Annotated in this window: 21 protein-coding genes and 1 pseudogene; 11 read left to right on the top strand and 11 right to left on the bottom strand. The window is 61.5% G+C overall.

Annotation, left to right across the window (positions count from 1 at the left end; genetic code table 11):
- Nucleotides 1-67: 67 nt before the first annotated feature.
- Nucleotides 68-292 (bottom strand): DUF3717 domain-containing protein, encoded by a 225-nt coding sequence (locus P3T17_RS10835; RefSeq protein ID WP_074262959.1) that lies wholly within the window; start codon nt 290-292, stop codon nt 68-70.
- A 121-nt stretch (nt 293-413) separates the two neighbouring features.
- On the opposite strand from P3T17_RS10835, the gene P3T17_RS10840 reads away from it, so the two are divergent.
- Both P3T17_RS10840 and P3T17_RS10845 read left to right on the top strand, forming a co-directional pair.
- Nucleotides 414-1,100, top strand: a complete 687-nt coding sequence (locus tag P3T17_RS10840; protein WP_074262960.1) for a response regulator transcription factor — start codon at nt 414-416, stop codon at nt 1,098-1,100.
- 152 nt (nt 1,101-1,252) lie between these two features.
- Nucleotides 1,253-2,744: pseudogene (locus P3T17_RS10845) on the top strand (sensor histidine kinase N-terminal domain-containing protein); the annotation flags it as partial.
- Between the two features lie 71 nt (nt 2,745-2,815).
- Here P3T17_RS10845 and P3T17_RS10850 read toward each other — a convergent pair.
- The 7 genes from P3T17_RS10850 to mnmC all read right to left on the bottom strand — a co-directional run bounded on the left by P3T17_RS10850 (nt 2,816) and on the right by mnmC (nt 12,149).
- On the bottom strand, nt 2,816-3,298 hold the full coding sequence (locus P3T17_RS10850; RefSeq protein ID WP_074265886.1) for an SET domain-containing protein: 483 nt from the start codon (nt 3,296-3,298) through the stop codon (nt 2,816-2,818).
- A 220-nt stretch (nt 3,299-3,518) separates the two neighbouring features.
- Complete coding sequence (locus P3T17_RS10855) at nt 3,519-4,631, bottom strand: NADH:flavin oxidoreductase/NADH oxidase (RefSeq protein WP_429406618.1); 1,113 nt, start codon at nt 4,629-4,631, stop codon at nt 3,519-3,521.
- A 134-nt stretch (nt 4,632-4,765) separates the two neighbouring features.
- The gene (locus P3T17_RS10860; protein WP_074262962.1) at nt 4,766-5,479 is read right to left on the bottom strand and encodes a glutamine amidotransferase; all 714 of its coding nucleotides are present in this window, start codon (nt 5,477-5,479) and stop codon (nt 4,766-4,768) included.
- Between the two features lie 117 nt (nt 5,480-5,596).
- The gene (locus tag P3T17_RS10865; protein WP_074262963.1) at nt 5,597-6,235 is read right to left on the bottom strand and encodes a MarR family winged helix-turn-helix transcriptional regulator; all 639 of its coding nucleotides are present in this window, start codon (nt 6,233-6,235) and stop codon (nt 5,597-5,599) included.
- A 621-nt stretch (nt 6,236-6,856) separates the two neighbouring features.
- Complete coding sequence (locus tag P3T17_RS10870) at nt 6,857-7,972, bottom strand: YbdK family carboxylate-amine ligase (protein ID WP_074262964.1); 1,116 nt, start codon at nt 7,970-7,972, stop codon at nt 6,857-6,859.
- Between the two features lie 140 nt (nt 7,973-8,112).
- Nucleotides 8,113-9,315, bottom strand: coding sequence for a cation:proton antiporter (locus P3T17_RS10875; protein WP_429287696.1), 1,203 nt, complete (start codon nt 9,313-9,315; stop codon nt 8,113-8,115).
- A gap of 866 nt (nt 9,316-10,181) precedes the next feature.
- Nucleotides 10,182-12,149 carry a bifunctional tRNA (5-methylaminomethyl-2-thiouridine)(34)-methyltransferase MnmD/FAD-dependent 5-carboxymethylaminomethyl-2-thiouridine(34) oxidoreductase MnmC gene (mnmC, locus tag P3T17_RS10880; RefSeq protein ID WP_429406620.1) on the bottom strand — a complete coding sequence of 656 codons (1,968 nt, stop codon included), beginning with the start codon at nt 12,147-12,149 and terminating at the stop codon, nt 10,182-10,184.
- A 445-nt stretch (nt 12,150-12,594) separates the two neighbouring features.
- On the opposite strand from mnmC, the gene P3T17_RS10885 reads away from it, so the two are divergent.
- Entirely contained in the window at nt 12,595-12,873 is a 279-nt protein-coding gene (locus P3T17_RS10885; protein ID WP_074262967.1) for an HU family DNA-binding protein, read from the top strand.
- A gap of 66 nt (nt 12,874-12,939) precedes the next feature.
- On the opposite strand, the gene P3T17_RS10890 is transcribed toward P3T17_RS10885, so the two are convergent.
- Nucleotides 12,940-14,235, bottom strand: a complete 1,296-nt coding sequence (locus P3T17_RS10890; RefSeq protein WP_429406622.1) for a GTP-binding protein — start codon at nt 14,233-14,235, stop codon at nt 12,940-12,942.
- Nucleotides 14,236-14,365: 130 nt separating this feature from the next.
- Nucleotides 14,366-14,812 carry a lytic transglycosylase domain-containing protein gene (locus P3T17_RS10895; protein WP_074262969.1) on the bottom strand — a complete coding sequence of 149 codons (447 nt, stop codon included), beginning with the start codon at nt 14,810-14,812 and terminating at the stop codon, nt 14,366-14,368.
- A gap of 519 nt (nt 14,813-15,331) precedes the next feature.
- Here P3T17_RS10895 and gspD point away from each other — a divergent pair.
- The 3 genes from gspD to gspF are packed head-to-tail and all read left to right on the top strand — an operon-like array spanning nt 15,332 to nt 20,491.
- Nucleotides 15,332-17,719, top strand: a complete 2,388-nt coding sequence (gspD, locus tag P3T17_RS10900; protein WP_074262970.1) for a type II secretion system secretin GspD — start codon at nt 15,332-15,334, stop codon at nt 17,717-17,719.
- The gene (gene gspE, locus P3T17_RS10905; RefSeq protein WP_429406624.1) at nt 17,716-19,269 is read left to right on the top strand and encodes a type II secretion system ATPase GspE; all 1,554 of its coding nucleotides are present in this window, start codon (nt 17,716-17,718) and stop codon (nt 19,267-19,269) included. The genes gspD and gspE overlap by 4 nt, the downstream gene beginning before the upstream one ends.
- A 4-nt stretch (nt 19,270-19,273) precedes the next feature.
- Nucleotides 19,274-20,491 carry a type II secretion system inner membrane protein GspF gene (gspF, locus tag P3T17_RS10910; protein ID WP_074262972.1) on the top strand — a complete coding sequence of 406 codons (1,218 nt, stop codon included), beginning with the start codon at nt 19,274-19,276 and terminating at the stop codon, nt 20,489-20,491.
- Between the two features lie 68 nt (nt 20,492-20,559).
- Here gspF and P3T17_RS10915 read toward each other — a convergent pair whose 3' ends face one another.
- Nucleotides 20,560-20,982, bottom strand: coding sequence for a type II secretion system protein N (locus P3T17_RS10915; RefSeq protein ID WP_254368734.1), 423 nt, complete (start codon nt 20,980-20,982; stop codon nt 20,560-20,562).
- A 207-nt stretch (nt 20,983-21,189) separates the two neighbouring features.
- Here P3T17_RS10915 and gspG point away from each other — a divergent pair, with 207 nt between their 5' ends.
- From gspG to gspK, 5 genes are all read left to right on the top strand, one after another.
- On the top strand, nt 21,190-21,654 hold the full coding sequence (gene gspG, locus P3T17_RS10920) for a type II secretion system major pseudopilin GspG (RefSeq protein WP_429406626.1): 465 nt from the start codon (nt 21,190-21,192) through the stop codon (nt 21,652-21,654).
- A gap of 43 nt (nt 21,655-21,697) precedes the next feature.
- Nucleotides 21,698-22,273: a GspH/FimT family pseudopilin gene (locus tag P3T17_RS10925; RefSeq protein WP_429406628.1), complete on the top strand. Its 576-nt coding sequence runs from the start codon at nt 21,698-21,700 to the stop codon at nt 22,271-22,273.
- Nucleotides 22,274-22,286: 13 nt separating this feature from the next.
- The gene (gene gspI, locus P3T17_RS10930) at nt 22,287-22,694 is read left to right on the top strand and encodes a type II secretion system minor pseudopilin GspI (protein WP_429407191.1); all 408 of its coding nucleotides are present in this window, start codon (nt 22,287-22,289) and stop codon (nt 22,692-22,694) included.
- Nucleotides 22,672-23,349 carry a PulJ/GspJ family protein gene (locus P3T17_RS10935; protein WP_074262974.1) on the top strand — a complete coding sequence of 226 codons (678 nt, stop codon included), beginning with the start codon at nt 22,672-22,674 and terminating at the stop codon, nt 23,347-23,349. The genes gspI and P3T17_RS10935 overlap by 23 nt, the downstream gene beginning before the upstream one ends.
- A gap of 547 nt (nt 23,350-23,896) precedes the next feature.
- Complete coding sequence (gspK, locus tag P3T17_RS10940) at nt 23,897-25,114, top strand: type II secretion system minor pseudopilin GspK (protein WP_429406630.1); 1,218 nt, start codon at nt 23,897-23,899, stop codon at nt 25,112-25,114.
- Nucleotides 25,115-25,135: the final 21 nt, after the last annotated feature.

Consider the following 25,135-nt stretch of genomic DNA (forward strand, 5'->3'; position numbering starts at 1 on the left):
GCATAAAAGTGCGTTTGCAGTACGATGAAAGCGCTTTGCAGGCATTCAGACGCGCAAACCTTCACTTCTACAGGCCATTCTTAAGGCGAACGTAAGAATTCCATGCTTCCCTCGCGGTCTCATCCAAACCTTCCGGTGGTAGCGCGTTCCGACGCTGTACAATCATCAGCGCATACGGCTTGGAGAGCGCGCTTGCCTCCTTGCACAGAACGAGTTCGTCGCCGCTCGAAGGTGAGCGGGCGCGCCAGAAGTTGATCGCGGCTTCCAGTTCGTGGATCGTTATATCGGACATGACTCTCGTGATCGCTCGATGGACGCGCAGGTACGGCGACGCCGCCAGGCACCCTGTGCAGCAGGCGCCCCGGCGAACCGCGTGCCCGAACGCCTAAACCCATTGTACTTGAGCGAAACCCATGCGACTCCTTCTGATCGAAGATGACCGCCCCATCGCACGCGGCATCCAAAGCAGTCTCGAACAAGCCGGCTTCACGGTCGACATGGTCCACGACGGCATTTTCGCCGAACAGGCCCTCACGCAAAACCGTCACGAGCTCGTGATCCTCGATCTCGGCTTGCCCGGCATCGACGGCATGACGTTGCTCTCGCGTTTTCGCCAGAGCAACCGGCATACGCCGGTGATCGTGCTGACCGCGCGCGACGAACTGAACGACCGCGTCCAGGGACTGAATTCCGGCGCCGACGACTACATGCTGAAACCGTTTGAACCGGCCGAGCTCGAAGCGCGCATCCGTGCCGTGATGCGCCGCAGCGGTCCGCACGGCGACATGCCGCGTCCGGAAGTGTCGTTGGGCGGCGTGCGCCTGTCGGGCGTCGATCGCCGCATCTTCAACGACGACAAGCCGCTCGAACTGTCGCCGCGCGAATTCGCGGTGCTCGAAATGCTGCTGCTGCGTCATGGCCGCGTGGTCAGCAAAGCGCAGTTGCAGGATCACCTGACGCACTTCGGCGGCGATCTCGGCGACACCGCGATCGAAGTCTACGTGCACCGTGTGCGCAAAAAGCTCGAAAACTGCCGTGTCGAAATCGTCACGGTGCGTGGCTTCGGCTACCTGTTGCAGGAAATCCGTCAGGCCGCATAATGGCCATGAAGGTCCAGGGTCGCCATCGCGGCCCGATGACCTGACGGCGCTGGGCCGGCATGGCGCATCCATCGCGAGGATGCGCGGTTCGCCGTTGCCCAGCGGCTTTCAGCGGCTCACGTGCCGCTCGGCCTCTTTTATCGCGTTCGACCATGCCCCACCCGGCCGCGAATAGCCTGCGTCGCACGCTGCTGCGCCGCCTTGCCGCTCCCCTCTCCCTGCTCGCTCTGATGAGCGGCCTGATCGCTTACTGGCTCGCGTGGCAGTACACGCAGCACGTGGTCGACCGGTCGCTGGCGGACCTCGCCACGGCCATCTCCAGACAAATCCAGATTGCTGGCCCGAATGCGAAGGCGACCGTGCCGCCGCTCGCCCAAGCCATGTTCTCCGATCCGATCGAGCACCTGATCTACCGGATCAGCGACGGCGACACTGAAATCGCCGGCGATGCCAAACTGCCGCTGCAGGGCAAAAGCGTGCGCATCATGCACTACGCCTACGTGTTCGAAACGCAGTATCAAGGCGTCACGATGCGGGTTGCGCAGGTACGCGTCGATCAGCCAACGGGCAACCCGATCGTCATCGAGGTGGGGCAGCCGGTCGAGCACCGCATCGAGATCGCCGCCGAATTCCTGGTTGCCATCATGATGCCGTTGCTGCTGCTGCTGCTCGCCGGCTGGGTAATCGTATGGCGGGTGGTGAACCAGCAGCTCAACCCACTCACCGATCTGGCCGACTCGCTGAACCGGCAGACCCACACGTCGCTCGAGCCGGTTGACGAAACCTACGTGCCGGTCGAAATCCGTCCGCTGACGGGTGCACTGAACGCGCTGCTCGACCGCCTGAAATCCGCACTCGACGCCCAGCGCAAGTTCATCGCTGACGCAGCACATCAGCTGCGCACGCCGCTTACCGCCGTCAAATTGCATGCGGAACAGGCGGCCATCGCCCGCGATCCGCAACACACGTTGGCGGCCGTGCGTGAACTGCGCGCCGCTGCGGACCGTGCGGTGCGTCTGTCGAACCAGTTGTTATCGCTGGCGCGCGCCGAGCCTGGCGAGCAGGCCGCGCGCTTCGTCAACGTCGACATGGCGGCGCTCGCCTTCGACACCGGTGCCGAATGGGTGCCGCGTGCGCTCGCCGTGCACGTCGACCTCGGTTTCCAGCGTCTGGACGACCCCGCCAACGATCGCCCGCTGATCGCGCGCGGCAACCCGGTGCTGCTGCATGAGGTGATTGCCAACCTGCTCGACAACGCGCTGAAGTATGTGCCGCCCTCGCGCTTCGACGGCGGGCGTATCACGGTCACCGTCTCGCAGAGCACCGTCGGCGATGTGCGGATGGCTGAGATCGTCGTCGAAGATAACGGGCCTGGTGTGCCGCTGGTGCAGCAGGCTGATCTCTTCAAACGGTTTTTCCGCGGCGACGGCCAGAGCGAAAATGGTGTCGATAGCGGCGCGGGCCTTGGCCTCGCCATCGTTCACGACATCATGGTGCTGCATCACGGCAGCGTGCATTACGAGGATGCACCAGAAGGCGGGGCCCGCTTTATCGTGCGGATTCCGCTCATTCGCGCCGAAGCAGTGCGCGACACCGAGAACCGGCGCACCAAAAAAATCGGCGCACCAGGCGCCGATCGATCTGTTATTTCGCAGTAGTTTTCTCGCCCTGGATGGCCGCGCCATGGCCGGCCATCCAAAGGCTGTGCGCGGGCACTACTTCTTCTTTTTCTTGCCCTTCTTGTCGCTCTTTTCCGGCGGCGCCAGCATGGTGCCACGGCACTTGCGCGCGCCGCACCGGCACTCGTACTCCTTCTGCAGCTTCTTGGTCTGACGTGCGTCAATCACGAGGCCGTAGTCGTAGAACAGTTCTTCGTCGGCCTCGATGTCGCGCAACGCGTGAACGTACACGTGCCCGTCGATTTCTTCGGCTTCGCAGTTCGGCGCGCACGAGTGGTTGATCCAGCGCGCGCTATTGCCGTCCACCTTGCCGTCAATGACGCCCCCGCCATCCAGCGCGAAGTAAAACGTATGGTTCGGCTCTTTCGGATTGTGTGGATGACGTCGCAAAGCTTCTTTCCACGAGATCCGCTCGCCCTTGTATTCGATCAGGCGCTCGCCGGCCGCAATCGGTTCGACCGCAAACACGCCTTTGCCATGCACTCCAGAACGGCGCACGGCGATCCTGCGTGAACTCATTGAATGAATCCTTGTGAAGAACTTGAGGTGAACATCCCGGCCCTCGTCAGCACCGGCGACACGCCAGCAGCCGGATTTTCCGACGCGAATAGCAAACGCGGCGCCATGCAGGCGCCGCGTCATCTTGCAACGCACTTGCGTCACATCCGGCATCGTACACGCTTGCTATGGCTTCCTTCAACCGTCAAACAAGCATCAGCATGTTGTGCCGGCGACAGATCTAACGCTGTCCGAACGAAATCTCACCAAACAGCGCTTTCTGATCGCGCGGTTGCGAGCGCCAGTATTGCGGCGGCGCTTCGACTGTCGCGCCCAGTTGGGCCGCGGCATGCCAAGGCCAGCGCGGGTTGTAGAGCAGTCCGCGAGCCAATGCGATCAGGTCTGCGTCCCCCTCTTCGATCAGTTGCTCGGCGTGCAGCGGATCGGTGATGAGACCCACTGCGATCGTGGGGAGGCCCGTAGCCTGCTTCACCGCGCGCGCGAACGGAACCTGATAACCCGGTTCGAGCGGGATCTTCTGCAACGGCGAGACGCCTCCTGACGACACGTCGATCCAGTCGCAACCGCGCTTTTTCAACTCCTGCGCGAAGGCGATCGTGTCGTCGAGACTCCAGCCGCCTTCGACCCAGTCGGTTGCGGAAACCCGCACGCCGACCGGCTTGTCGGCCGGAAACGCGGCACGCACGATTTCGAATATCTCCAGCGGAAAGCGCATGCGGTTTTCACGCGAACCGCCATATTCGTCCTGGCGTTGATTGGCGATCGGCGACAGGAACTGATGCAGCAGATAGCCGTGTGCGCCATGCACTTCCAGCGCGTCGATACCAAGACGCGCTGCGCGTCGGGCCGATGCCGCAAACGCCTCGCGAATGCGGTTGAGACCAGGCGTATCGAGCGCGAGCGGCGGTTCCTCGCCTGCTTTGTGCGGCAGCGAAGACGGTGCGTGGGGCAACCACCCGCCCTCGGCAACCGGAATCAGCTGACCGCCGTCCCATGGCGTGTGGCTCGAGGCCTTGCGCCCGGCGTGCGCGAGTTGCATCGCGACCGGGATCGAGGAGTGTTTGCGGATAGCTGCAAGCACCGGCACGAGTGCGGCTTCGGTCGCGTCGTCCCACAGGCCGAGATCGCCCGGGGTGATGCGGCCATCGGGTTCGACCGCCGTGGCTTCGATGCACAGCATGCCTGCGCCCGATAACGCCATGCTGCCCAGATGGATCATGTGCCATGCGGTCGCCTCGCCGCGCTCGGCGGAGTATTGACACATTGGCGACACAACAATGCGATTAGCAAGTGTCACGCTACGCAGCGTGAGCGGAGAGAAAAGCGCGCTCATGGATTACGCCTTTGGGATTGCGGAAGAGCGAATGAGGATAGCACCGTGCCCGATTCGTTGCTGGACAGCAGTACGTATCCATCAGCCGCGGCACCCGATGCCCGGCCGCTATTGCGCCTGGCACTACGTACGGTTTATGCCTTCTTCTCGACCTGATCGAGCCACTCGCCGAACATCAGGCGCGCGCCCTCTTCCAGGCGCGGACCCAACCGGGCGGTATCGGCACGGAGTTCACGCACATCGATGCCTTCAGAGGCGATTTCCCCGGCATTGCCGATCAGCCAGGGCTCGAAACGGTCGGCCCGGATTTCCGGGTGGCATTGCAGGCCGAGCACATGTTTGCCCCAGCTGAACGCCTGGTTTTCGCAGGCGACTGTGGACGCAAGGTGCGTCGCGCCTGCGGGCAGGTCGAAAGTATCGCCGTGCCAATGAAGCATGGAGGTCAGTGCGCCGTCCAGATGCCGAAGCGGCGACGCGCGTCCGGCTTCCGTCAGCGTGAGCGGCGTCCAGCCAAGTTCGGTCTGAGGTGCGCGGTAGACCCGCGCGCCGAGCGCGCGTGCAATCAGTTGCGCGCCAAGGCAAATGCCGAGGGTCGGCAAACCTGCCGCGATACGCTTTTCGATCATCGACAACAGCGGCGTAATGGTCGGATAGCGCGCATCGTCAATGGCGCTGATCGGGCCGCCGAGAATGACCATCAGCGAAGGCGCAACAGGATCCGGCGCCTCGATGCGGGCAAATCCGACATCGAGATAACGCACCGGCCGGCTGCGCTCGCCCAGCACCAGTTCGAGACTGCCCAGATCTTCGAAGTGGACATGGCGAATAGCCAGAACTTCGTGATTCATCGGCACATCTCACCCTCAGTTTGAACAAAAAATAAGTCGTCCGACGGCACAAAACCGGCCAGGCAGGCCGCGTCGAGCGGCTGCCATGACCGGTTTCGCCTTACAGCAGACCTCGCGTTACTGCGCGTAGATCTTCCAGATTTTCTTCTGGGTCGCGACGTCAGCCGTTTCGTGAACGGAGCAATCCAGGCGCACTTCCGTATCCGACATGTTCAGGTCGAGCAGCTTGCAATGATGCGGCGTCTTCTTCGCATTCTTGCTCGGCTCGAAGTGCGTACACGTCAGACACATGCGGTGCGGCGGGATGTCGTCCTGCTCTTCGAGCTGACGAACCGTCTTCAGCAAGGTGCGGTAGAACAGCGCCTGCTCGTCGTCACGCAGTGTACCGACTGCCTTCGACAGGAAGTCCGGCCATTGCGCAGCGCGCTTGGCTGCCGTGCGGCCACGAGCCGTCAGACGTACCGCGAGGGCGCGGCCGTCGTCGAGCGCACGGCGCTTTTCGACCAGTCCCTTGCTTTCCAAAGTGCTGACTGCGTCGCTTGTGGTCGCGGCCGTCAAAGCCGTTTCACGTGCGATCTCGCCCAGACGCATCGGACCCTTGCGTTGCATCAGCAACACCAGAATCTCGCCCTGGGTCGGCGTCAGTCCCGCGCCTTCGGCCCACTCCCATGCCTGGCTTCGCATGGCCGTGCTCAGTCGCAATAGGCTGTGGGTAACTCGCCCGGTTGCCTGCTCTCCGTATACGCCTTCGCTCATAATCTTTCGTTGGTTATTGACAGCATGCCGCTGTTTAGCTGGCCGTCGGGTGCCAAACACGCCGGCAGCCTGTGTGGGGGCAGCCTCGCCCGAACCACGGACGGACTGAATCAACTATCTCGAAAATGTACCGCTTCGTACGCCATTGCTGGCAAACACTACAACACTTTTTTGCTATCTCCGACACAGTCGCCTCCCTGAAACCGGTCAGCGACTCCACCATGCCGAAGCAGCGAAAACGACATTCTATGCGAGAGCGGCCAATCGTACAGCTAAGTTATTCACGCTCACCTGTGGATAACCACTGAAAAAGGCCCGGGACTGCCTGTGCACCGATTCTTGACAAGCCTTTCGTCCCCTCTGCGCCCGCAAAGTTATCCGGACTTTCCACCCTGGATCCTCGTCCGAACCGCGCAGTTATCATTAACGCATGACTTTGACTTTTCAGGGAATTATTCAGTTGTCCACAGGCCGGTGTCATGCTTGTTAACTACTACTACGTATGTATACGTAAACTTTGGAAATCTCTAAGGAACACTTACTGGAATCAGGACGACGAAAAAAATTCGCAAAAAATTCTCCGTCTGCAGATTCCAGCCGGGCATCGCCGACCTTATTCGCTTACGCGCGCCACTGCAAACATTGTTGCCGAACCGCCTCATGCAACGATTTTTCATGTTCGAAGACCGTGCGTAACCAGGTTGCATCGTTGACCTGACCACGCGCGATCGAAGCGACTTCGGCCAGCGCTTTCCCCGAACCGAGCGCCTCGGCATGCGGCGCGATCCGGTCGAGCGTCTCGAGGATGTCTTCTGAAATCGTTTTACGCTCGCCGGTCTGCGGATCGATACAGGTTCCCTCCAGTCCAAAGCGGCACGCTTCGAAACGATTAAATGTGTAGACAAGGTAATCGTCTTCCTTCGGCGTCAGCGGTTTATCGAGCAGCAGATGACGCGCAAGGGTCTGGATGTAGCAGGCAATCGCCGCGGCCCGATCGACCGACAGCGGCGTGTCCATCACCCGCACCTCGATCGTGCCGAAGCCCGGCTTCGGACGAATGTCCCAGTAAAAATCCTTCATGCTGTTTACGACACCCGTGTGAACCATCTTCGAAAAGTACTCTTCGAAGCTGTCCCACGTCAGCATGAACGGCGCGCGGCCTGACAGCGGAAAGGCAAAAACCGAATTCAGACGCGCCGAATGAAAGCCGGTATCGACGCCTTGCACGAACGGTGAGGATGCCGAAAGCGCGATGAAGTGTGGAATAAAACGCGACATCGAGTGTAGGAGAAACAGCGCGCTGTCCGAATTCGGACAGCCGATATGCACGTGCTGGCCGAACACGGTGAACTGCTTGGCGAGGTAGCCATACAACTCGGAAAGGTACTGAAAGCGAGGCGTGTCGACGATCTGCCTGTCGCTCCATTGCTGGAAAGCGTGGGTGCCGCCGCCGCACAAGCCAACGTTCAGATGATCGGCGGCGCTGACCAGCGTGTCGCGGATCGTGCGCAGATCGGTCAACGCCTGCTCATGCGACGTGCAGATGCCGGTCGAGAGTTCGATCATGCTTTCGGTGATCTCCGGCGTGATGTTGCCGGGGATTTTTTCATCCTTGATGAGCCGCAACAGATCGGAAGCGGCTTTGGTCAGATCATAGTCATGAGTATTGACGATCTGCATCTCGAGTTCGATACCGAAGGTGAACGGTTGCGAATCGACGAAGCGTTCGAGTGACATGGCGTCCCCTGATTCAAGTCCGCGGGACAGGCTAAACCTGCCCCGCCGTTTCAATGTTCAATGTCGCATATGCATGCAGAAATGCGGCGCACAGCATTGCGGCGCGCAGCTTGCGCGCAACACGGCAGCGCGCGAGCCATTCATTCTCGCCGTTCGCCCACCAGCGCAAGTGAGCGATACACGAGCCACGGTCCCACAATCTGTAGTACAACGATCGAACACATCATGATCGCGCGCAAGCCGGGATCCAGATTCGGATAGAGGCTGTAGGTATCGTCAACCAGCAGATAGGCGAGCGCGGACATCGGCGAAAGCGAAAGTCCAAGCGCAACACCCTGCTTCCAGTTCAATCCGCTCGGTTTCGCGAAGGCGAGCACGCCAACCAGCTTGCCAACGAGGCGCGCAAGGATCAGTCCAAGTGCCGCGAGTCCGCCAATGCCGATGTCTTTCCATTCGAACGACGTCAACGTCAGCACGAAAAGAATCACGGTCAGCAACCAGCCCGCAGTGCCGAAATGCTGCGGCCAAAGCTGCGGCCGCGCTTCCATGTTCTTCACGATGATGCCGGCGGCGAGCAGACTGAGAATGGTCGACAGCTTGAACAGATGTGCGATCGCAATGGCCAGCAGCACAAGTCCGAACAATGCGACGAAAGAATGCTCGTCCTGCATGTTCATACGGCGATAGAAAAAGATGCAGGTGCGTGCGAGCGCAAACGCGAGAACCAGTGAGCCGATCAACAGGTAAAGCGGTTGCAGGATCGTGGCGAATGCGTTGCCGTAGGTTTCCTGATGCAACCATCCTGACACAAGTTTTTCGATCACAACCGCGTACATGCTGTTGAGCGCTGTCAAAGTCAACAAACGCTGCGTGACCTGCCCTTCTGCACGCAACTCTGTTTTCAGCTGAATCACCATGGCAGGCGAAGTGGCCATCGCGATCGCCGCGAGCACCAGGGCAACGATTAGCTGGACATGAAGAAACAGCAGAACTGGCAACACCAGCACGAACGTCAGTGTCGATTCCGCGATGCTCGAGAGAATCAACCAGGGGTTGCGGCGGATCCAGCGCAAGTCGAGCCGGCTGCCGAGTTCGAACAGCAAAAGGCCGAGCGCGACATCGAGTAAGGGTCGGGCAGCTTTCGCCGAAACGGTATCGATCACACCGAAGCCTGCGGCACCTGCCACCAGACCAATAACGGCGTAACCGGAAATACGCGGCAAGCGCCACGCGCGATAGCAGAGTTCGCCGCACAAACCAGCGGCGAGCAATGCGAGCCCTGCCCAGAAAATGGCATCAGGTGAGAGCGGCCAGCCGGGGAAGAATGAAAACGCCGACTTCATCTTGGTGGGTTCTCCTTTGTCGATCCGAGTTAGCGCTTTAGCGCTTACTCGAGTCCCATGCAGTTTTATCGCGGTCGACTGGGGTTGGCGCTTTAGCGCCTACTCCAATCCCATGCAACAGAGTTGCTGTGAGCAACGGCAGGCGACACGAACCGGCGGAACACCGGTGACCCCATCAACACACCATGCTTTCATCGCTGCGTGTGTTTTGTGCCGACCAGCGCTGCGAAATACAACGATTGGATGAAAGAGCGCCGTCGATCTGAATCAGAGTCCGATGGACCGGCACCGTTCCATTGGTGCGTCTGCCGTTTGACGGAGGGCAGGACGCGGAAAGAACGGCGATTGTGCCATAGCTTGTCGGGGTCTACGGAAACCACTCGAATTGCGGCCTGAAGCGGTAAAAATGAGCGTATTTCGCCGCAGAACAAGAAAAAGCGACCGGTTTGGATTCTGCTCTGACGCTCAGATGTCTGTCACTTCACCAATCTGCGACGTCGGTGTTTTTTTTTTGCCGAGCCGCAAAAGTCCCTGCGATCCAGGTTTTTGCATTCTCGATAAGCGCCGTCTCACCGCGGTCTTTCTGTTTATTGGTTTACTCGTATGTATACGTAGTAGCAGTTAACAAGTCCGGTCCATTTCTGTGGATAAGTCATGTTTACCGAGCCGAATCAGCGCGTTGTCGAACGCACAACCCGCTGCACAGGATGTGCGGTTGAGGCCAGGAGCCGGGGGTAACTTTTTGCGTTTCTGGTGCGCGACGAAGTTACCCCGTTTACGTCCACACGCCGTCCACATCACTTGCGCCTGCATTCCGACAGGTTATCCACAGTCTGACGTGGATAACTTTTTGCCTGGCTGGCTGGCTATCGGGCTGTTTCCTGACGCAATGCACGTAATAGAAAACGTGCGGGGTCGAGATCTTCGGCGAGGTCGCGCTCGATCGGCCAGGGTTCGCCTTCGATCTGCGAGGCGATCAGCTCGGCGCCGAGGCCGGCCCAGACGAGGCCGCGGGAGCCATAGGCGAACGCACCGTATAAACCGTCCGCGCGCGGCAGATCGAGTGGCCACGCGCCGCGCAGACGCTCCCGGTCCTGGATGGCGGCGGCTTCGTCGGCGAGCGCGCCGATCATCGGCAGGCGGTCGCTCGTTACACAGCGAAATGCGACGCGCCCGGCTAGCGACGCAGCATGCTGCTGGTCAAACGCAGTAGCGAAGCTGGGCAACATCTGTGCGAGACGTTGCAGATTTTCGATGTGTCCTGCAGCCTGCATGGAGCGCTCAGGATCGTCGATATCGTAGGTTGCCCCTGTCAGCGTGACGCCATCGGGCAACGGCACGGCGTAGCCTTCGCCGATCACGGGCAGCGCGGGCGACGGCACGCTGCCGGCGGGCAGCAAGGTCAATTGACCGCGCACGCTTTGGGTTGGCGCGTATCGCAAGCCGGCGACGCGCGCGGCGTCATGTGCGTTTGCAAAGATCACGACCGGTGCGCGCGCAAGCGTGTGTCCATTCGCGTCGAGCACGTTCCATTGATTGCCCGAACGTTCGACATGCGCGGCTTCAACGCCAAAACGACGCTCGAGTCGTTGACCCGCCGCTGCGCATTGAGCCGCGCAAAGGGTAACGGGATCGATCCACCCTCCATGTGGAAACAGCCATCCGCCGTGTGCAACCGGAAGCTTCGCAATCCTCTCTGCCTGCACACGTTCGAGCGGTGTCACGTAGTCAGATGGATAACCGAACGCCGCCAGTGACGCCGCCATCATGCTGGCTTCTTCGTCGGTCGCGGCGAGTTGCAGCAGGCCTTCCGCGCCGCGTACCGGGCGATGTCCCGCGTGCGCCAGCATCGCCCAGCGCTGCAGTGCATATAGAAAGCCGGCGCGTGTGATGCGCGAGGCGACGCTGTCGTCACGCGAGAGCATGGGATGAAATACGCCAGCGGGATTGCCCGAAGCATCGCGAGCCAACGCATCGTGCCGTTCGAGCGAGGTCACCTGCCAGCCTCGTGCGGTGAGGCGCTCGATCAATGCGCAGCCTGCGAGCCCCGCCCCGATCACGACCGCATGCCGATCGTCTACCGCGAGCGGCACAGGCGGTTCGTGCCGCCGCACTCTCCAGCGTGGCGCAAAACGGCCCACCAGCATGGCGCGTTTCCAGCCGAAGCCCTCGACCTTGCGATACTCGAAGCCAGTCTGCGTGAGTGCGCGTTTCACGTCGCCCGAGCTCGTGTAGGTCGAAAACGTAGCATCTTCGCCAGCGAGACGTGCGAGCGATTTGAAGATCGCCGGTGTCCACAATTCGGGATTTTTCGCCGGCGCAAAACCATCCAGATAGAACGCGTCGGCGCGCAGCCACAGCGTCGGCAGAGTGTCGACGGCGTCGCCGAATACCAGTGTCAGCGAGACGCGCCCCTCTTCGAATTCAAGCCGGTGGGTGCCTGGAACCAGCATCGGCCATGCGTCGGCGAGGCTTTGTCCGAGGCCCGTAATCGATGCGTCCGCAACTGTCGCGGCATACGCGCGCAACAGATCAGCCCGTGAAAAAGGGTGTTTTTCCGTCGAAACGAAATGAAGCCGCTCGCACCTTGCGGGGTCGGCGCGCCACGCGGCCCAGGTCGTCAGGAAGTTGATGCCCATCCCGAAGCCCGTCTCGAGCACCGTGAAAACGCGTCGGCGCTGCCATCGTTCCGGCAGGTCGTTGCCTTGCAGGAAAACGTATTGCGCCTGGGCAAGACTGCCCACAGCGCTGTGATAGATGTCGTCGTGGCGAGGCGAAAACGGCGTGCCGTTGTCGCGAAACGCCAGCGTGGCAGGGATCAGCGGATCGGTCATGCAGTGTGAAAAACCTACGGACGAGCAGGTCAAGCGTTGCCGGACGAGGCGCGCCGGCCATCGCGCAGCAAGTCGCTAAAAGTCAGAAGCAAGCCTGCAGCGGCTCAAAACACGGCTGGAACGTTGGCAAAAACCAACGCCAGCCTCATGTAAAGCCCTGGTTAGGCGGCCGTTTCGATTCCAGGAATAGCAAAAATGGTAATTTCACGGCTGGATGGGGCCAACCAGCCTGTATTTCTTCGAAACCCTTGTCCAGATTGGGTTTGCGCTGCGCTATCATAGCAAGCGCCGCGAAGGGAAGCGGCAGCACGGTCGTCATTGCGCAAGCAGCCCGTCGCGTTGTCCGGGTAGCTGCACAGCCGTAGCTGCTCGACGGCGCGGCCCGCGCACGTATAATCGGCGCGTTCGCGCTGTTCGTGTCAACCTAAACCAGAAAGGAACCTTAATGAACAAACAGGAACTGATCGACGCCGTCGCAGGTCAGACGGGCGCCAGCAAGGCTCAAACCGGCGAAACGCTGGACACGTTGCTCGAAGTGATCAAGAAGGCTGTGTCGAAGGGTGATGCGGTCCAGTTGATCGGTTTTGGTAGCTTCGGTTCGGGCAAGCGCGCAGCACGTACGGGACGTAACCCGAAGACCGGCGAGACCATCAAGATCCCGGCTGCCAAGACCGTCAAGTTCACGGCTGGCAAGGCGTTCAAGGACGCAGTCAACAAGCGCTAAGCACAGCAGTGCTCCGTTGTTGAAACCCGCCTCGGGCGGGTTTTTTTTCGTCTGAACGACGCACGCTCAGTGATGGTGATGGACGATTTCACCATCGCCGTGGTCGTGATCATGATCGTGATCTTCTTCGGCATCGAAATCCCAAGCCGGGAATGGATCGGCAAATTGCAGCCATCCTTGCGGACCTAACGCGTATTCGTCGTCGGTGAGCAGGCACGCATCGAACTTTGCGCTCCACACGGCCGGGTCGATACCAACGCCGATCATCACCAGTTCCTGACGCCGGTCGCCGACGCTGAAGTCGTTCGCATCGCCATGCCAGTCGGCGGCGATTTCCGCAGCGAGTTCGTCGTCGCCGTCTGGCCATTCGCTGCGATCCTGGGCGGCCCACCACATTCCCGCTGGGCCGTGGCGGCATGCGCCGCCCGCTTGTGAAAGCGAGCCGGCAATGTCGTTACGCGTGGCGAGCCAGAAGAAACCCTTGCTGCGTAGCACGCCTTTCCATTCTTCATGCAGCAGTGCCCACAGACGCCCGGGATGAAACGGCCGGCGCGCGCGATAAACGAAATTGCCGATGCCGAATTCGTCTGCTTCGCCGCCGTGATCGTGCCCGTGCTCGTGATCATGCTCCAGCGACGCGAGCCAGCCGGGCGCGCTCGACGCCGCATCGAAATCGAAGCGCTTCGTGTCCAGCACTTCTTCGAGCGGCACCACGCCAAAGCGGCTCACCACCTGCACGGCGCGCGGATTGATGCGAGCGAGAATCCGCTGCAGGCGCGTCAGATCGTCCGCACTGACGAGATCGACCTTGTTCACCACCAGTACGTCGCAGAACTCGATCTGTTCGATCAGCAATTCCACCAGCGTGCGGTCGTCTTCTTCGCTCGCTGCAATGCCGCGTTCGGCGAGCGCGTCGGCCGAACCGTAATCGCGCAGGAAGTTGAAGGCGTCGACGACCGTCACCATCGTGTCCAGGCGCGCGACATCGGAGAGCGACTTGCCGTCATCGTCGACGAAGGTAAAGGTTTCGGCGATCGGCATCGGCTCGGCGATGCCGGTCGATTCGATCAGGATCGCGTCGAAACGCTGCTCGCCGGCAAGACGCCGGATCTCGACCAGCAGGTCGTCGCGTAGCGTGCAGCAGATGCAACCGTTGCTCATCTCGACAAGCTGTTCTTCGAGGTGCGAGAGCGCGGCGGCATCGCGCACGAGCGTCGCGTCGATGTTGACGGCGGCCAGATCGTTGACGATCACGGCCACGCGCAGACCGGCGCGGTTGGCAAGAATGTGGTTCAGGAGCGTGGTCTTGCCGGCGCCCAGAAAACCGGAGAGCACGGTGACGGGCAAAGTCGGCTGGTTCATCGCAGTACGGAAACGGAGAGGTAAGGAGGCGTGCCGGGCACTCAAGCGCAGTCGCAGGGCCGATGGCAGCACGAAGCCGCATTGTGCATCAAACCCGCGCCGTTCGCGCAAACTCCGGGCAAGCCACCCCTCAGTGCGACGCTGCGATCAGGTTCCACTTACGCAGGATACCGACAATCTGCTGCGCATACTGGTCGCGCAGCGACGGCGTTTCCGAATGGTAGGCGCCCACCGCTTGCCAGGTGTTGCCGTACTTGTTCATCTGCTGGCGCAGATGCCAGGCGGCAATATAGACGTTCTTGCACGGCTCCATCAGCGTGTTGCTGGAGATGCCATACAGGGCCAGCGTGGGGAGATGAACGGAGTTGATCTGCATCAGGCCGTAGTCGGTCGAGCCGTTGGCGTTCTTATGCAGCGCGTCGGGCCGGTTGTGCGACTCCTGCCAGGCAATTGCCCGCAAGATCAGCGGATTGACCTTCTGATAACGGGCAGCCTCATCGAAACAGTCGGCGTGCGCCTGCCCCGCTGCGAACAGCGTGCCGAGTACCGTAGCGACAGTCAGAAGAGTCCGTTTCATCGGTCAAGATGACTAAGCAATTCACATAGGTAAGATGCGGTAAGGCATTTTGCTCGCGCCTAGCATGCACCTGTGCATGCCCGCAAACCCGCCAACACCGAGCCTGTGGCGGACATCGGGGAAAACCCGCGTAGCCAAACCTGCGTCCGGCAGGATGATCGGCTCGTATGATACCGGCAGGCAGTCGAGCGTCAAGTCGGCTAACGGATATAAGCGCGCTAAAAACGAACCTCGCAGACGGGTCGGGCAAATCCTCACCAAAGCTTTCAAAATTTTTACGTTGTGCGAGCTTGTTTAGAGTAATCACACCGGAGCCGTTGTTTTGTGACAAATCCGACATGAAAAACTGTTACTGTTCGTTTTTTCCGGACATAGGTTGGAAGGCAGTCGGGGTTGTCAGCGCCCGCGGGGGCGATGACAAGCCGTGGGGACCGCTGGTACGCACCTATGTTTGCTGCGCATGACAGCGGGTCGCTTCGGCGGTCGGCATCGACATCAAACTCCATGAGAAGAAATCGTATGGCATTGCGTCGCGTCGCAACGGCGCTGCTGGTGGCTGGCCTGATCGGTGCGCAGACCGCACACGCCCAGGTGACACTCAACTTCGTCAACGCCGACATCGATCAGGTGGCCAGGGCGATTGGCGCTGCAACCGGGAAGACGATCATCGTCGACCCGCGCGTCAAGGGTCAGTTAAACCTCGTCTCCGAAAATCCGGTGCCCGAGGACCAGGCGCTCAAGACCCTGCAGTCTGCTTTACGGATGCAAGGCTTCGCGCTGGTAGAGGATCATGGCGTGCTGAAGGTCGTGCCCGAAGCCGATGCCAAGCTGCAGGGTGTACCGACTTACGTCGGCAATACTCCGGTGGCGCGCGGCGATCAGGTGATCACGCAGGTGTTCCAGCTCAGGAACGAATCGGCCAATAACGTGCTGCCGGTGCTGCGTCCGCTGATCTCGCCGAACAATACGGTGGCGGCCTATCCGTCCAACAACACGATTGTCGTGACGGACTACGCCGACAACGTGCGCCGGATTGCCCAGATCATCGCCGGCATCGACACGGCTGCGGGCACGCAGGTTTCGGTGGTGCCGTTGAGAAACGCCAACGCGCTCGACATCGCACCGCAACTGACGAAGATGCTCGATCCGGGTGCGATCGGTGCGACCGATGCGACGCTAAAGGTTTCGGTTACCGCCGACGCGCGCACCAACTCGCTGCTGATCCGTGCATCTAACGGCGCGCGCCTTGCGGCCGCGAAGGAGCTGGCGAAGCAGCTCGATGCGCCGAGCGCCGTGCCCGGCAACATGCATGTCGTGCCACTGCGCAACGCAGATGCGGCGACGCTCGCGAAGACCTTGCGCGGCATGCTGGGTAAAGGCGGCGACAGCGGCTCATCGAGCGGATCGAACAATGCGAATTCGTTCAACGCGAGCGGCAGTTCAGGCAGTTCGTATGGCAGCAGTTCGACGGGCACCTCGGGCACCCCACCGCTGCCGTCGGGGGGACTCGGAGGCGGCTCGAGTTCGTCGCCGCTCGGCGGAGGCGCCAGCTCGGGCGCAGCCGGCGCTTCTGGCGATACGATCGGCACCGACAAGGACAAGAGCAGTGACGACAACCAGCCTGGCGGCATGATCCAGGCGGACGCGGCAACCAACTCACTGATCATCACGGCGCCCGAAGCGGTCTATCGTAACCTGCGCTCGGTGATCGACCAGCTGGATGCACGGCGCGCCCAGGTCTATATCGAGGCGCTGATCGTCGAGCTGAACTCCAACACGAATGCCAATCTCGGCATTCAGTGGCAAGTCGCGAACAACTCGGTGCTGGCCGGCACCAACCTGGCAACCGGCACTGGCAATAGCATTATCAATCTGACGGCGGCTGCGGCGACGGGCGGCCTGGCCGCCGGCGGTCTCGCCAGTGCGCTTACGACCAGCAACCTCCAGCAAGGTCTCAATGTTGGTTGGGTGCACAACATTTTCGGTGTGCAGGGACTCGGTGCGTTGTTGCAGGCCCTGTCGCAGACCGCCGACGCGAACGTGCTGTCGACGCCTAACCTGATCACGCTCGACAACGAGGAAGCCAAGATCGTCGTCGGTACGAACGTGCCGATCCAGACGGGTTCGTATTCGAACCTGACGAGCGGCACCTCGAGCGCAGCGTTCAATACTTATGACCGCGTCGACGTGGGTCTGACGCTGCACGTCAAGCCGCAGATCACCGACGGCGGGATTCTCAAGCTGCAGCTCTACACGGAAGATTCGGCGATCGTCACCGGCACGACTAACGCGACGACCAACCCGGCGGGCCCGGAGTTCACCAAGCGTTCGATCCAGTCGACGGTGTTGGCCGATAACGGCGAGATCATCGTGCTGGGCGGCCTGATGCAGGACAACTATCAGGTCAGCAACAGCAAGGTGCCCCTGCTGGGCGACATTCCGTGGATCGGCCAACTGTTTCGCTCGGAATCGAAAAGTCGCAACAAGACTAACCTGATGGTGTTCCTGCGTCCCGTGATCATCACCGATCACGCTACCGCGCAGGCCGTGACGGAGAACCGTTACGACTACATCCAGGGCGTGCAGGGTGCGTACAAGTCGGATAACAACCTGATCAAGGACAAGGACGATCCGGTGGTACCGCCGATGCCGATCGGCCCGGCCGAGGGCGGTGCGCCCGCAATGAACCTGTTCAATCTTGACGAGATGCGCCGTCAGCAGATGGCGCCGCCGGCTCCCGCTTCCCGGGCGCCGGTGTCGAATGGCGGTGCCGTTCCGAACGGTGGCGCCGTTCAGAGTGGCGGTGCCGTCCAGAATGGCGGTGCGGTGCCGAATGGTGCTGCAGTCCAGACTAATCCTGTGCCGACCAACTCGCCTGTGACCACGGCGCCGGGAGCGCAGCCGTGAGTACGCCGTCCACACCGTCGTCAGGTTCTGCGTCTTCGGCAGCGACCCGGGCCGGTGCCGCGACGACGCCCGCGTTGACGGTGGAGCCTGCCGAGCGCGGCGCGTCATCGGCAGTCGCCGCACGGCTCGTGCCCTATGGCTTCGCGCGCAGTGGCCAGATTCTGGTTGCGCATCAGCACGCCGACAGCCTCGAAGTCTGGATCAGCGACCGTACGAGCGATGCTGCGCTCGCCGAGGTCGCGCGTAATTTCGGCGCTCTTACGGTAGTGCGTTTGCCCGCTGACGAACTCGCGCTGGCAATCAACCAGGCCTATGCACGCCACGATGGCAGTGCAGCGCAGGTGGTGGGCGAAGTGGAAGGTGAAGTCGATCTGTCGCGTCTGATGCAGGAGATCCCGGAGGTCGAGGATCTGCTGGAGTCGGAAGACGACGCGCCGATCATCCGCATGATCAACGCCCTCCTCACCCAGGCGGCGCGCGAACAGGCTTCGGATATTCACATCGAGCCGTTCGAGAATGCCTCGGTGGTGCGCTTTCGCGTCGACGGTACGTTGCGCGACGTCGTGCGGCCGAAGAAGGCGTTGCACGGCGCGTTGATCTCGCGGATCAAGATCATGGCGCAGCTCGATATCGCCGAAAAGCGCTTGCCGCAGGATGGCCGGATCACGCTGCGCGTGGGTGGCCGCCCGGTCGATGTGCGGGTTTCGACGTTGCCGACCGGGCACGGCGAGCGTGCCGTGTTACGTCTGCTCGAGAAAGACGCGTCGCGTCTGAATCTGGAAGCGCTCGGCATGGGCGCAGACACGCTGGCGAAATTCGATAAGCTGATCGGCCGCCCGCACGGCATCGTGCTGGTGACCGGGCCGACCGGCTCAGGCAAGACAACGACGCTCTACGCGTCGATGTCGCGGCTTGAGACGGCGACGACCAACATCATGACGGTCGAAGACCCGATCGAATATGACCTGTCGGGCATCGGCCAGACTCAGGTCAACGAGCGGATCGGTATGACTTTCGCGCGGGCGCTGCGCTCGATTCTGCGGCAGGATCCGGACATCATCATGATTGGTGAAATCCGCGATCTCGAGACCGCGCAGATTGCTGTGCAGGCTTCCCTCACCGGTCACCTGGTGCTGGCGACGCTGCACACCAACGACGCGGCCTCCGCCGTAACGCGTTTGACCGACATGGGTGTCGAGCCTTACCTGCTGGCTTCGTCGCTGCTCGGCGTGCTGGCGCAACGTCTGGTGCGCAGGCTCTGTCCGGTGTGCCGCGAAGAGCGCCCCGATGCGGACGGGCACATGCAGTGGCATCCGGTGGGTTGCGAGAAGTGCGGCCACTCCGGTTACGCAGGACGGCGCGGCGTGTACGAGTTGCTGCTGATCGACGACACGATCCGCACGCTGGTCCACCGTAACGCGGCCGACTCGGAGATCCTCGCGGCGGGTCGTGCCCAGGGTATGCGGACGCTGCGCGAAGACTCCGACCGCTGGCTCGCTTCCGGCCTGACCTCGCTCGAAGAAGTGATCCGCGTGACGGGCGGAGCATAACCCCATGCCGGCATTTCGTTTCGAAGCGATCGATGCGACGGGCAAGGCGCAGAAAGGCGTACTCGATGCGGATAGCGCGCGCGGCGCCCGCACGCATCTGCGCGGCCAGGGGCTTACGCCGCTGATCGTCGAGCCAGCCTCGACCCGCACGCGCGGCGAGCGCAATCAGCGGCTCTCGTTGGGGCGCCGTCTGTCGCAACGCGAGCAGGCCATTCTCACGCGTCAGCTGGCCAGCCTGCTGATCGCCGGCTTACCGCTCGACGAAGCGCTCGGTGTGCTGACCGAACAGTCGGAGCGCGACTACATCCGCGAGCTGATGGCGTCGATTCGCGCGGAAGTGCTTGGCGGCCATTCGCTCGCCAATGCGCTGCACCAGCATCCGAAAGATTTTCCCGAGATCTACCGTGCACTCGTGGCCGCCGGTGAACATACCGGCAAGCTGGGCCTCGTGCTGTCGCGTCTTGCCGACTATATCGAGCAACGTAACGCGCTCAAGCAGAAGATCGTGCTGGCCTTCACGTATCCGACCATCGTCACGATCATTGCTTTCGGCATCGTCACGTTCCTGTTGAGCTATGTCGTGCCGCAGGTCGTCAACGTGTTTGCGAGCACCAAGCAGCAGTTGCCGGTGCTGACCATCATGATGATGGCGCTCTCCGGCTTCGTGCGGAAATGGTGGTGGGCGGTGCTGATCGCGGTCGTGCTGGTGGCGTATATCGTGCGGTCGATTCTGGCGCAGCCCGGCCCGCGTCTCGCCTTCGACCGCTGGCTGCTGACCGCCCCGCTGCTCGGCAAGCTGGTACGCGGCTACAACACCGTGCGCTTTGCCAGCACGCTCGGCATTCTGACCGCAGCGGGCGTGCCGATCCTGCGCGCTCTGCAGGCGGCAAGCGAAACGCTCAGCAACCGCGCCATGCGCGACAACATCGATGACGCCATTGTGCGCGTGCGTGAAGGGACTTCGCTGTCGCGTGCACTGGGTAATACGAAGACGTTTCCGCCGGTGCTGGTGCACCTGATCCGTTCAGGCGAAGCGACTGGCGACGTGACGACGATGCTCGATCGCGCGGCCGAAGGCGAATCCAACGAACTCGAGCGGCGCACGATGTTCCTGACGAGCCTGCTCGAGCCGTTGCTGATTCTCGCGATGGGGGGCGTGGTGCTGGTGATCGTGCTGGCGGTGATGCTGCCGATCATCGAGTTGAACAACCTGGTCCAATGAAGCCTTCAGGCGCGCGGCCACGATGGACGCGCGCTCGATGCTTGCGAAGCGGTTGGCGGCGGGTTTGCCTAGCGCACGTAGATGGTGGGGCCGGCGGGATTGGCAGGCAGGAACACTTCGGAGCGCACACCGTTGCGGTCGATGATGATCGAACGGGGGCGCACTTCGTAGAGCTTGGCGCCTTGCATGATGGCGCTGCCGAGCGAGACGGCCCGCGGCGGTTCGCCACCCGCGCTGAGGATGGCGGCGCCGCCTTCCTGAAGCGAGAGGATACCGAACAGGCGCACGTCCTGGTTGGCGCTGCGCTGCAACTGGCCGCCGAACAGCGTGGCCGCCTGGTCGACCGAGACCGGTGGGTTCACGGCGGCAGCGGGCAACGGGCCGCCTCGCAATGCGGTGAGCGTGACGACCCAGTAAGTGAGCGTCGCGCAGAACACGGCGAACAGTGCGAGCGACAGAAGGCGAATTTGGATGGCGTTCATGCGCATCATTGTACGGACTATTGTGAAATTTGCGTTGGGGGAAAGTGCCCCTGCCTGGAGGGGGAACGAGAAACCTGGGACGGCCCGGCGTTTTCTCGCAACCCTTCAACTGCATGACATTAAAATGACAGAACGGGAGTGTTAAATCGCACGCTGATCCCGGCTGGCGCGACACTCGCCCGACACGAAAATCTTCCTGAAAAGAGGTAGCAAGCTATGCAAATGTGGACCACTCGCCGCACTGAAATCGCGGGTCTGCGCAACATTCGCCAGCGTGGTTTCACGCTGATCGAAATCATGGTGGTGATCGCGATTCTCGGCATCCTGGCCGCGCTGATCGTCCCGAAGATCATGAGCCGGCCAGATGAAGCGCGGCGCGTCGCTGCGAAGCAGGACATCGGCACGATCATGCAGGCGTTGAAGCTGTACCGTCTCGACAATGGCCGCTACCCGACTCAGGATCAGGGGCTGCGTGCATTGATTGAAAAGCCCTCGACCGATCCGGTCCCGAACAACTGGAAGGACGGTGGTTACCTCGAGCGTCTGCCGAACGATCCGTGGGGCAATGGGTATCAGTATCTGAATCCGGGCGTGCACGGTGAAATCGACGTGTTCAGTTACGGCGCCGACGGCAAACCGGGTGGCGAAGGTAACGACGCCGACATAGGCTCGTGGGAATGACCGGTTGAGTTTATTGCGCGCACTCTCGCTTATCGCCGGCACCATGTCTCTGTCCGCTTGCAAGTCTCGTGTTGCCCCGGCGCATCTGGCGAAGGTGTCGTACGCGGCGTCGCGCGACGCCTGGCAGCAAAGCGTCGCGGCCACGCCGGACGGACGTCGGCGTGCGAGCCGGCAGATTGGCTTTACGTTGCTGGAGATGCTGGTGGTGCTGGTGATTGCCGGGCTGCTGGTGTCGCTGGCGTCGCTCGCGGTGACGCGCAATCCACGCACGGATCTGAATGAAGAGGCTCAACGGTTGGCACTGCTGTTCGAATCGGCTGGCGACGAAGCGCAGGTGCGGGCCCGGCCGATTGCGTGGCAGCCGTTCGATGGCGGCTTTCGCTTCGATATGCACACCGACGACGGCTGGCGTCCTTTGCGTGACGATCTGCTGGGTGCGCGTCGCTGGGAAGGCGGCGTGACGAGCGTGTCAATCGACTATCCGGGTTCGGACGTGCACCCGTCGCGGCTGGTGTTCGGCACGGAGAGTATCGACGCGCCGGTGCAGATCACGCTGTTTTCCGCTGTCGGTCAGGCGCGAATCGTGGGAACGGGCAATGGCCGCTATGAGGTGCGTTGAGATGAGCGGCCGGATGAGGGATGTCGGGTGTGCCCCGATGCATCGGAAGTCACAGGGCGGCTTTACGATGATTGAAGTGCTGGTGGCGCTGGCGATTATCGCGGTGGCTCTCGCTGCCTCGATGCGTGCGGTGGGCAATCTGGCGAACAGCGAGGTGGAGCTGCATCAGCGTCTGCTGGCCGGTTGGAGTGCGGACAACATGCTGGCGCAGTTGAAGCTTGCACATAGCTGGCCGGATGTGGGGTCGAGCAGTTACGACTGTTCGCAGGGAAATCTGCAACTGCTTTGTACGGAACGCGTGACGGCGACACCGAATCCGGTGTTTCGCCGGGTGGAGGTGGCGGTAACGACACCGGGCCGCGCCGGCAATCTTGCCCAGATGGTGACGGTGGTGGCGAATGAAACGAACCGTTCGCTCTGAGCGCCGCGGTCGCCGGACGGCGCGTGGTTTTACGCTGATCGAGCTGCTGGTCGCGATTGCGATTCTGGCGGTGATTGCGGTGTTGTCGTGGCGCGGACTGGATCAGATCATCCGCGGACGGCAGACGATCACGAGCGCGATGGAAGACGAACGCGTGTTCGCACAGTTGTTCGACCAGATGCGAATTGATGTGCGGCATGCCGCGACGGATGACGAGTCGGGGGCCGCCGCGGTGTCGGTGAGCGGGAACGTGTTGCAGATCGTGCGCGAATTCGACATGCCGGATACGGCGCCGCGCTTGCAGGTGGTGCGATACCGGGTGACGGAGGGCCGGGTGACGCGATATGCATCGCCGCCGCTGGGCACGATGGGGGAGTTGCGAGGGGCTTTGCGGAGTGGCGAAGGCGACGGATGGAGTGCGGTGCCATTGATGGGGGGAGTTGGCTCGATCGGTGCGCGGCTGTTTGTGCCAAAGGTTGGCTGGACTACGCAGATGAGCGATGTGCAGGCGGCGATTGCCGAGAACGATAACAATCTCAAGGTTCCCCAGTTGGGGAGTGCGCCGCTGCCGCGGTCGGTGACGGGGCTTGAGGTTGTGATTGGGGCGACTTCGCTGGCGCGGCCGGTTACGCGGGTTTTTCTCGTCGGAGAGTGATTAAGTGGGTTTGGGTTTGCTACCGTCGGGGTTCGGGCTTTCTTTTTCTGCTGCGCAGGCTGGGGGGGTGTTTGCTCTCTGTTCTGGTTTTGTTTGTTTTGGCCTTTCCTTGATTTGCTTTTGGTCTATTAGCGTCGCCCCTGTGCGGGGCAGCACCTACTTTTCTTTGCAGCGGCAAAGAAAAGTAGGCAAAAGAAAGCCGCTCACCCCGCCAGCTTATAAGTGTCCCCCTCTGTCCATAACCCGGAGTGGTGCGCGCACGCAATCATCCCTCGCACCCTCCTCGTTAGTGACAAGGCAGTCATCCGTTCCAGCGTCGCGCTTCGCGCCCCGCCGCCGGGTTCAGCCCCCCGCTCAAGCCGCAGTGGCACTTGCTTCCGCGCCGCGCGCCCAGCAACCCACCAATGGTTGTGCCCAACCGTCACGCACAAAGTGCGTGGGCGGGATGAATGAGTCCTTTGTCACGGAGGGTGAGAGTGCGGGGGCTCATTTCGTGCGCGGACCACTCCGGGTTATGGACAGAGGGGGACACCTACAAGCTGGCGGTGTGAGCCCGCTTTCTTTGCTTACTTTCTTTGCGGCGGCAAAGAAAGTAAGTGCCGCCCCGCACAGGGGCGAAGCTAATAGACCACTAACAAAGCAAGGAAAGGCCAACCCCGCAAGAACACGGACAAGCGCCGCGCAGGCAAACAAGGCAAACAGAAAGGCGCAAACCGGCGTAGCCATAATCACAGCATTACTAGTAGTAGCCCTATCAGCAATCCTTGTCTCAGGCATCCTCTGGCGCCAGCAAGTACAAATCCGCAGGATAGAAAACCAGCGCCTGCTATCCCAGGCCCAATGGATATCAAGAGGCGCCCTCGACTGGACCCGCCTGATCCTGAGATCCGAAGGCGACACCTCCGCAGGAATAACCTACCTGGGCGGGGTCTGGAGCGTCCCCATAGCCAAAACACGTCTCTCTGACTTCCTCGGCCAAATAGGCGAAGTCCGCGCCGCCGAAGGCGCCGACACGTACCTATCAGGCTCGATAGAAGACGCCCAATCCCGCTTCAATCTGCGAAACCTGGTCTCAAGCCCAGCGCCTGGCATGCTGCAATTGAACGTGTCGCAAATCCAGGCCTTCCAGCGTTTGCTCAGCTTGCTTGGCCTCAACGGCTCGGTCGCACAAAATGCCGCGGTGCAGGTTCGCAACAGCCTCGCCCATTCCGCGACGCGCTTCCAGACGACCGCCCTGACCAGCGGCTACACAGCGCCGGCCGTCGTAGGCGGCGCCGTCGGCGGCAATAACTTCACCGATAAACCGGGTATCAGCGACGACGACGACAATCCCTCTGTCGTGCCCCTGCAAATGACGGGCGTCGATTCGCTGCTTGATGTGCCTGGCTTCTCCCCCGACATGGTCGCGCGTCTGCGTCCCTTCGTGACGTATCTGCCCACCACTACCGCAGTCAACATGAATACTGCACCGGCCGAAGTCGTTGCCGCTGTCATCGAGGGTATGAGCCTGTCCAATGCGCAGGCGTTCGTTGCGCGCCGCCAAACCGTGTTCTTTCATAACGTCGGCGATGTACAGTTGGCCTTGCAGGGTGCGGGTGTCCCGCAACTGTCGATCGACCCCAGTCTCTACGACGTCAACACCAGTTACTTTTTTATCCACGGCCGAGTCGATCATGAACGCGCGGAAGTGGATCGTACGACCCTCGTCTATCGCGATGCGCTCACACACACCACCCGCATCGTGAGCGTGCAGGATCAACTATGAATAACGCTTTTCCCGGAGAGA

Origin of the sequence: Paraburkholderia sp. GAS82 (assembly GCF_050436285.1) — a bacterium.
Classification (GTDB): domain Bacteria; phylum Pseudomonadota; class Gammaproteobacteria; order Burkholderiales; family Burkholderiaceae; genus Paraburkholderia; species Paraburkholderia phenazinium_B.

Excerpts from the sequence above, each read along its gene's own strand:
- P3T17_RS10835 (WP_074262959.1), bottom strand. The coding sequence starts at position 292 with ATGTCCGATATAACGATCCACGAACTGGAAGCCGCGATCAACTTCTGG.
- P3T17_RS10840 (WP_074262960.1), top strand. The coding sequence starts at position 414 with ATGCGACTCCTTCTGATCGAAGATGACCGCCCCATCGCACGCGGCATC.
- P3T17_RS10850 (WP_074265886.1), bottom strand. The coding sequence starts at position 3,298 with ATGAGTTCACGCAGGATCGCCGTGCGCCGTTCTGGAGTGCATGGCAAA.
- P3T17_RS10855 (WP_429406618.1), bottom strand. The coding sequence starts at position 4,631 with ATGAGCGCGCTTTTCTCTCCGCTCACGCTGCGTAGCGTGACACTTGCT.
- P3T17_RS10860 (WP_074262962.1), bottom strand. The coding sequence starts at position 5,479 with ATGAATCACGAAGTTCTGGCTATTCGCCATGTCCACTTCGAAGATCTG.
- P3T17_RS10865 (WP_074262963.1), bottom strand. The coding sequence starts at position 6,235 with ATGAGCGAAGGCGTATACGGAGAGCAGGCAACCGGGCGAGTTACCCAC.
- P3T17_RS10870 (WP_074262964.1), bottom strand. The coding sequence starts at position 7,972 with ATGTCACTCGAACGCTTCGTCGATTCGCAACCGTTCACCTTCGGTATC.
- P3T17_RS10875 (WP_429287696.1), bottom strand. The coding sequence starts at position 9,315 with ATGAAGTCGGCGTTTTCATTCTTCCCCGGCTGGCCGCTCTCACCTGAT.
- mnmC (WP_429406620.1), bottom strand. The coding sequence starts at position 12,149 with ATGACCGATCCGCTGATCCCTGCCACGCTGGCGTTTCGCGACAACGGC.
- P3T17_RS10885 (WP_074262967.1), top strand. The coding sequence starts at position 12,595 with ATGAACAAACAGGAACTGATCGACGCCGTCGCAGGTCAGACGGGCGCC.
- P3T17_RS10890 (WP_429406622.1), bottom strand. The coding sequence starts at position 14,235 with ATGAACCAGCCGACTTTGCCCGTCACCGTGCTCTCCGGTTTTCTGGGC.
- P3T17_RS10895 (WP_074262969.1), bottom strand. The coding sequence starts at position 14,812 with ATGAAACGGACTCTTCTGACTGTCGCTACGGTACTCGGCACGCTGTTC.
- gspD (WP_074262970.1), top strand. The coding sequence starts at position 15,332 with ATGGCATTGCGTCGCGTCGCAACGGCGCTGCTGGTGGCTGGCCTGATC.
- gspF (WP_074262972.1), top strand. The coding sequence starts at position 19,274 with ATGCCGGCATTTCGTTTCGAAGCGATCGATGCGACGGGCAAGGCGCAG.
- P3T17_RS10915 (WP_254368734.1), bottom strand. The coding sequence starts at position 20,982 with ATGATGCGCATGAACGCCATCCAAATTCGCCTTCTGTCGCTCGCACTG.
- gspG (WP_429406626.1), top strand. The coding sequence starts at position 21,190 with ATGCAAATGTGGACCACTCGCCGCACTGAAATCGCGGGTCTGCGCAAC.
- P3T17_RS10925 (WP_429406628.1), top strand. The coding sequence starts at position 21,698 with ATGTCTCTGTCCGCTTGCAAGTCTCGTGTTGCCCCGGCGCATCTGGCG.
- gspI (WP_429407191.1), top strand. The coding sequence starts at position 22,287 with ATGAGGGATGTCGGGTGTGCCCCGATGCATCGGAAGTCACAGGGCGGC.
- P3T17_RS10935 (WP_074262974.1), top strand. The coding sequence starts at position 22,672 with ATGAAACGAACCGTTCGCTCTGAGCGCCGCGGTCGCCGGACGGCGCGT.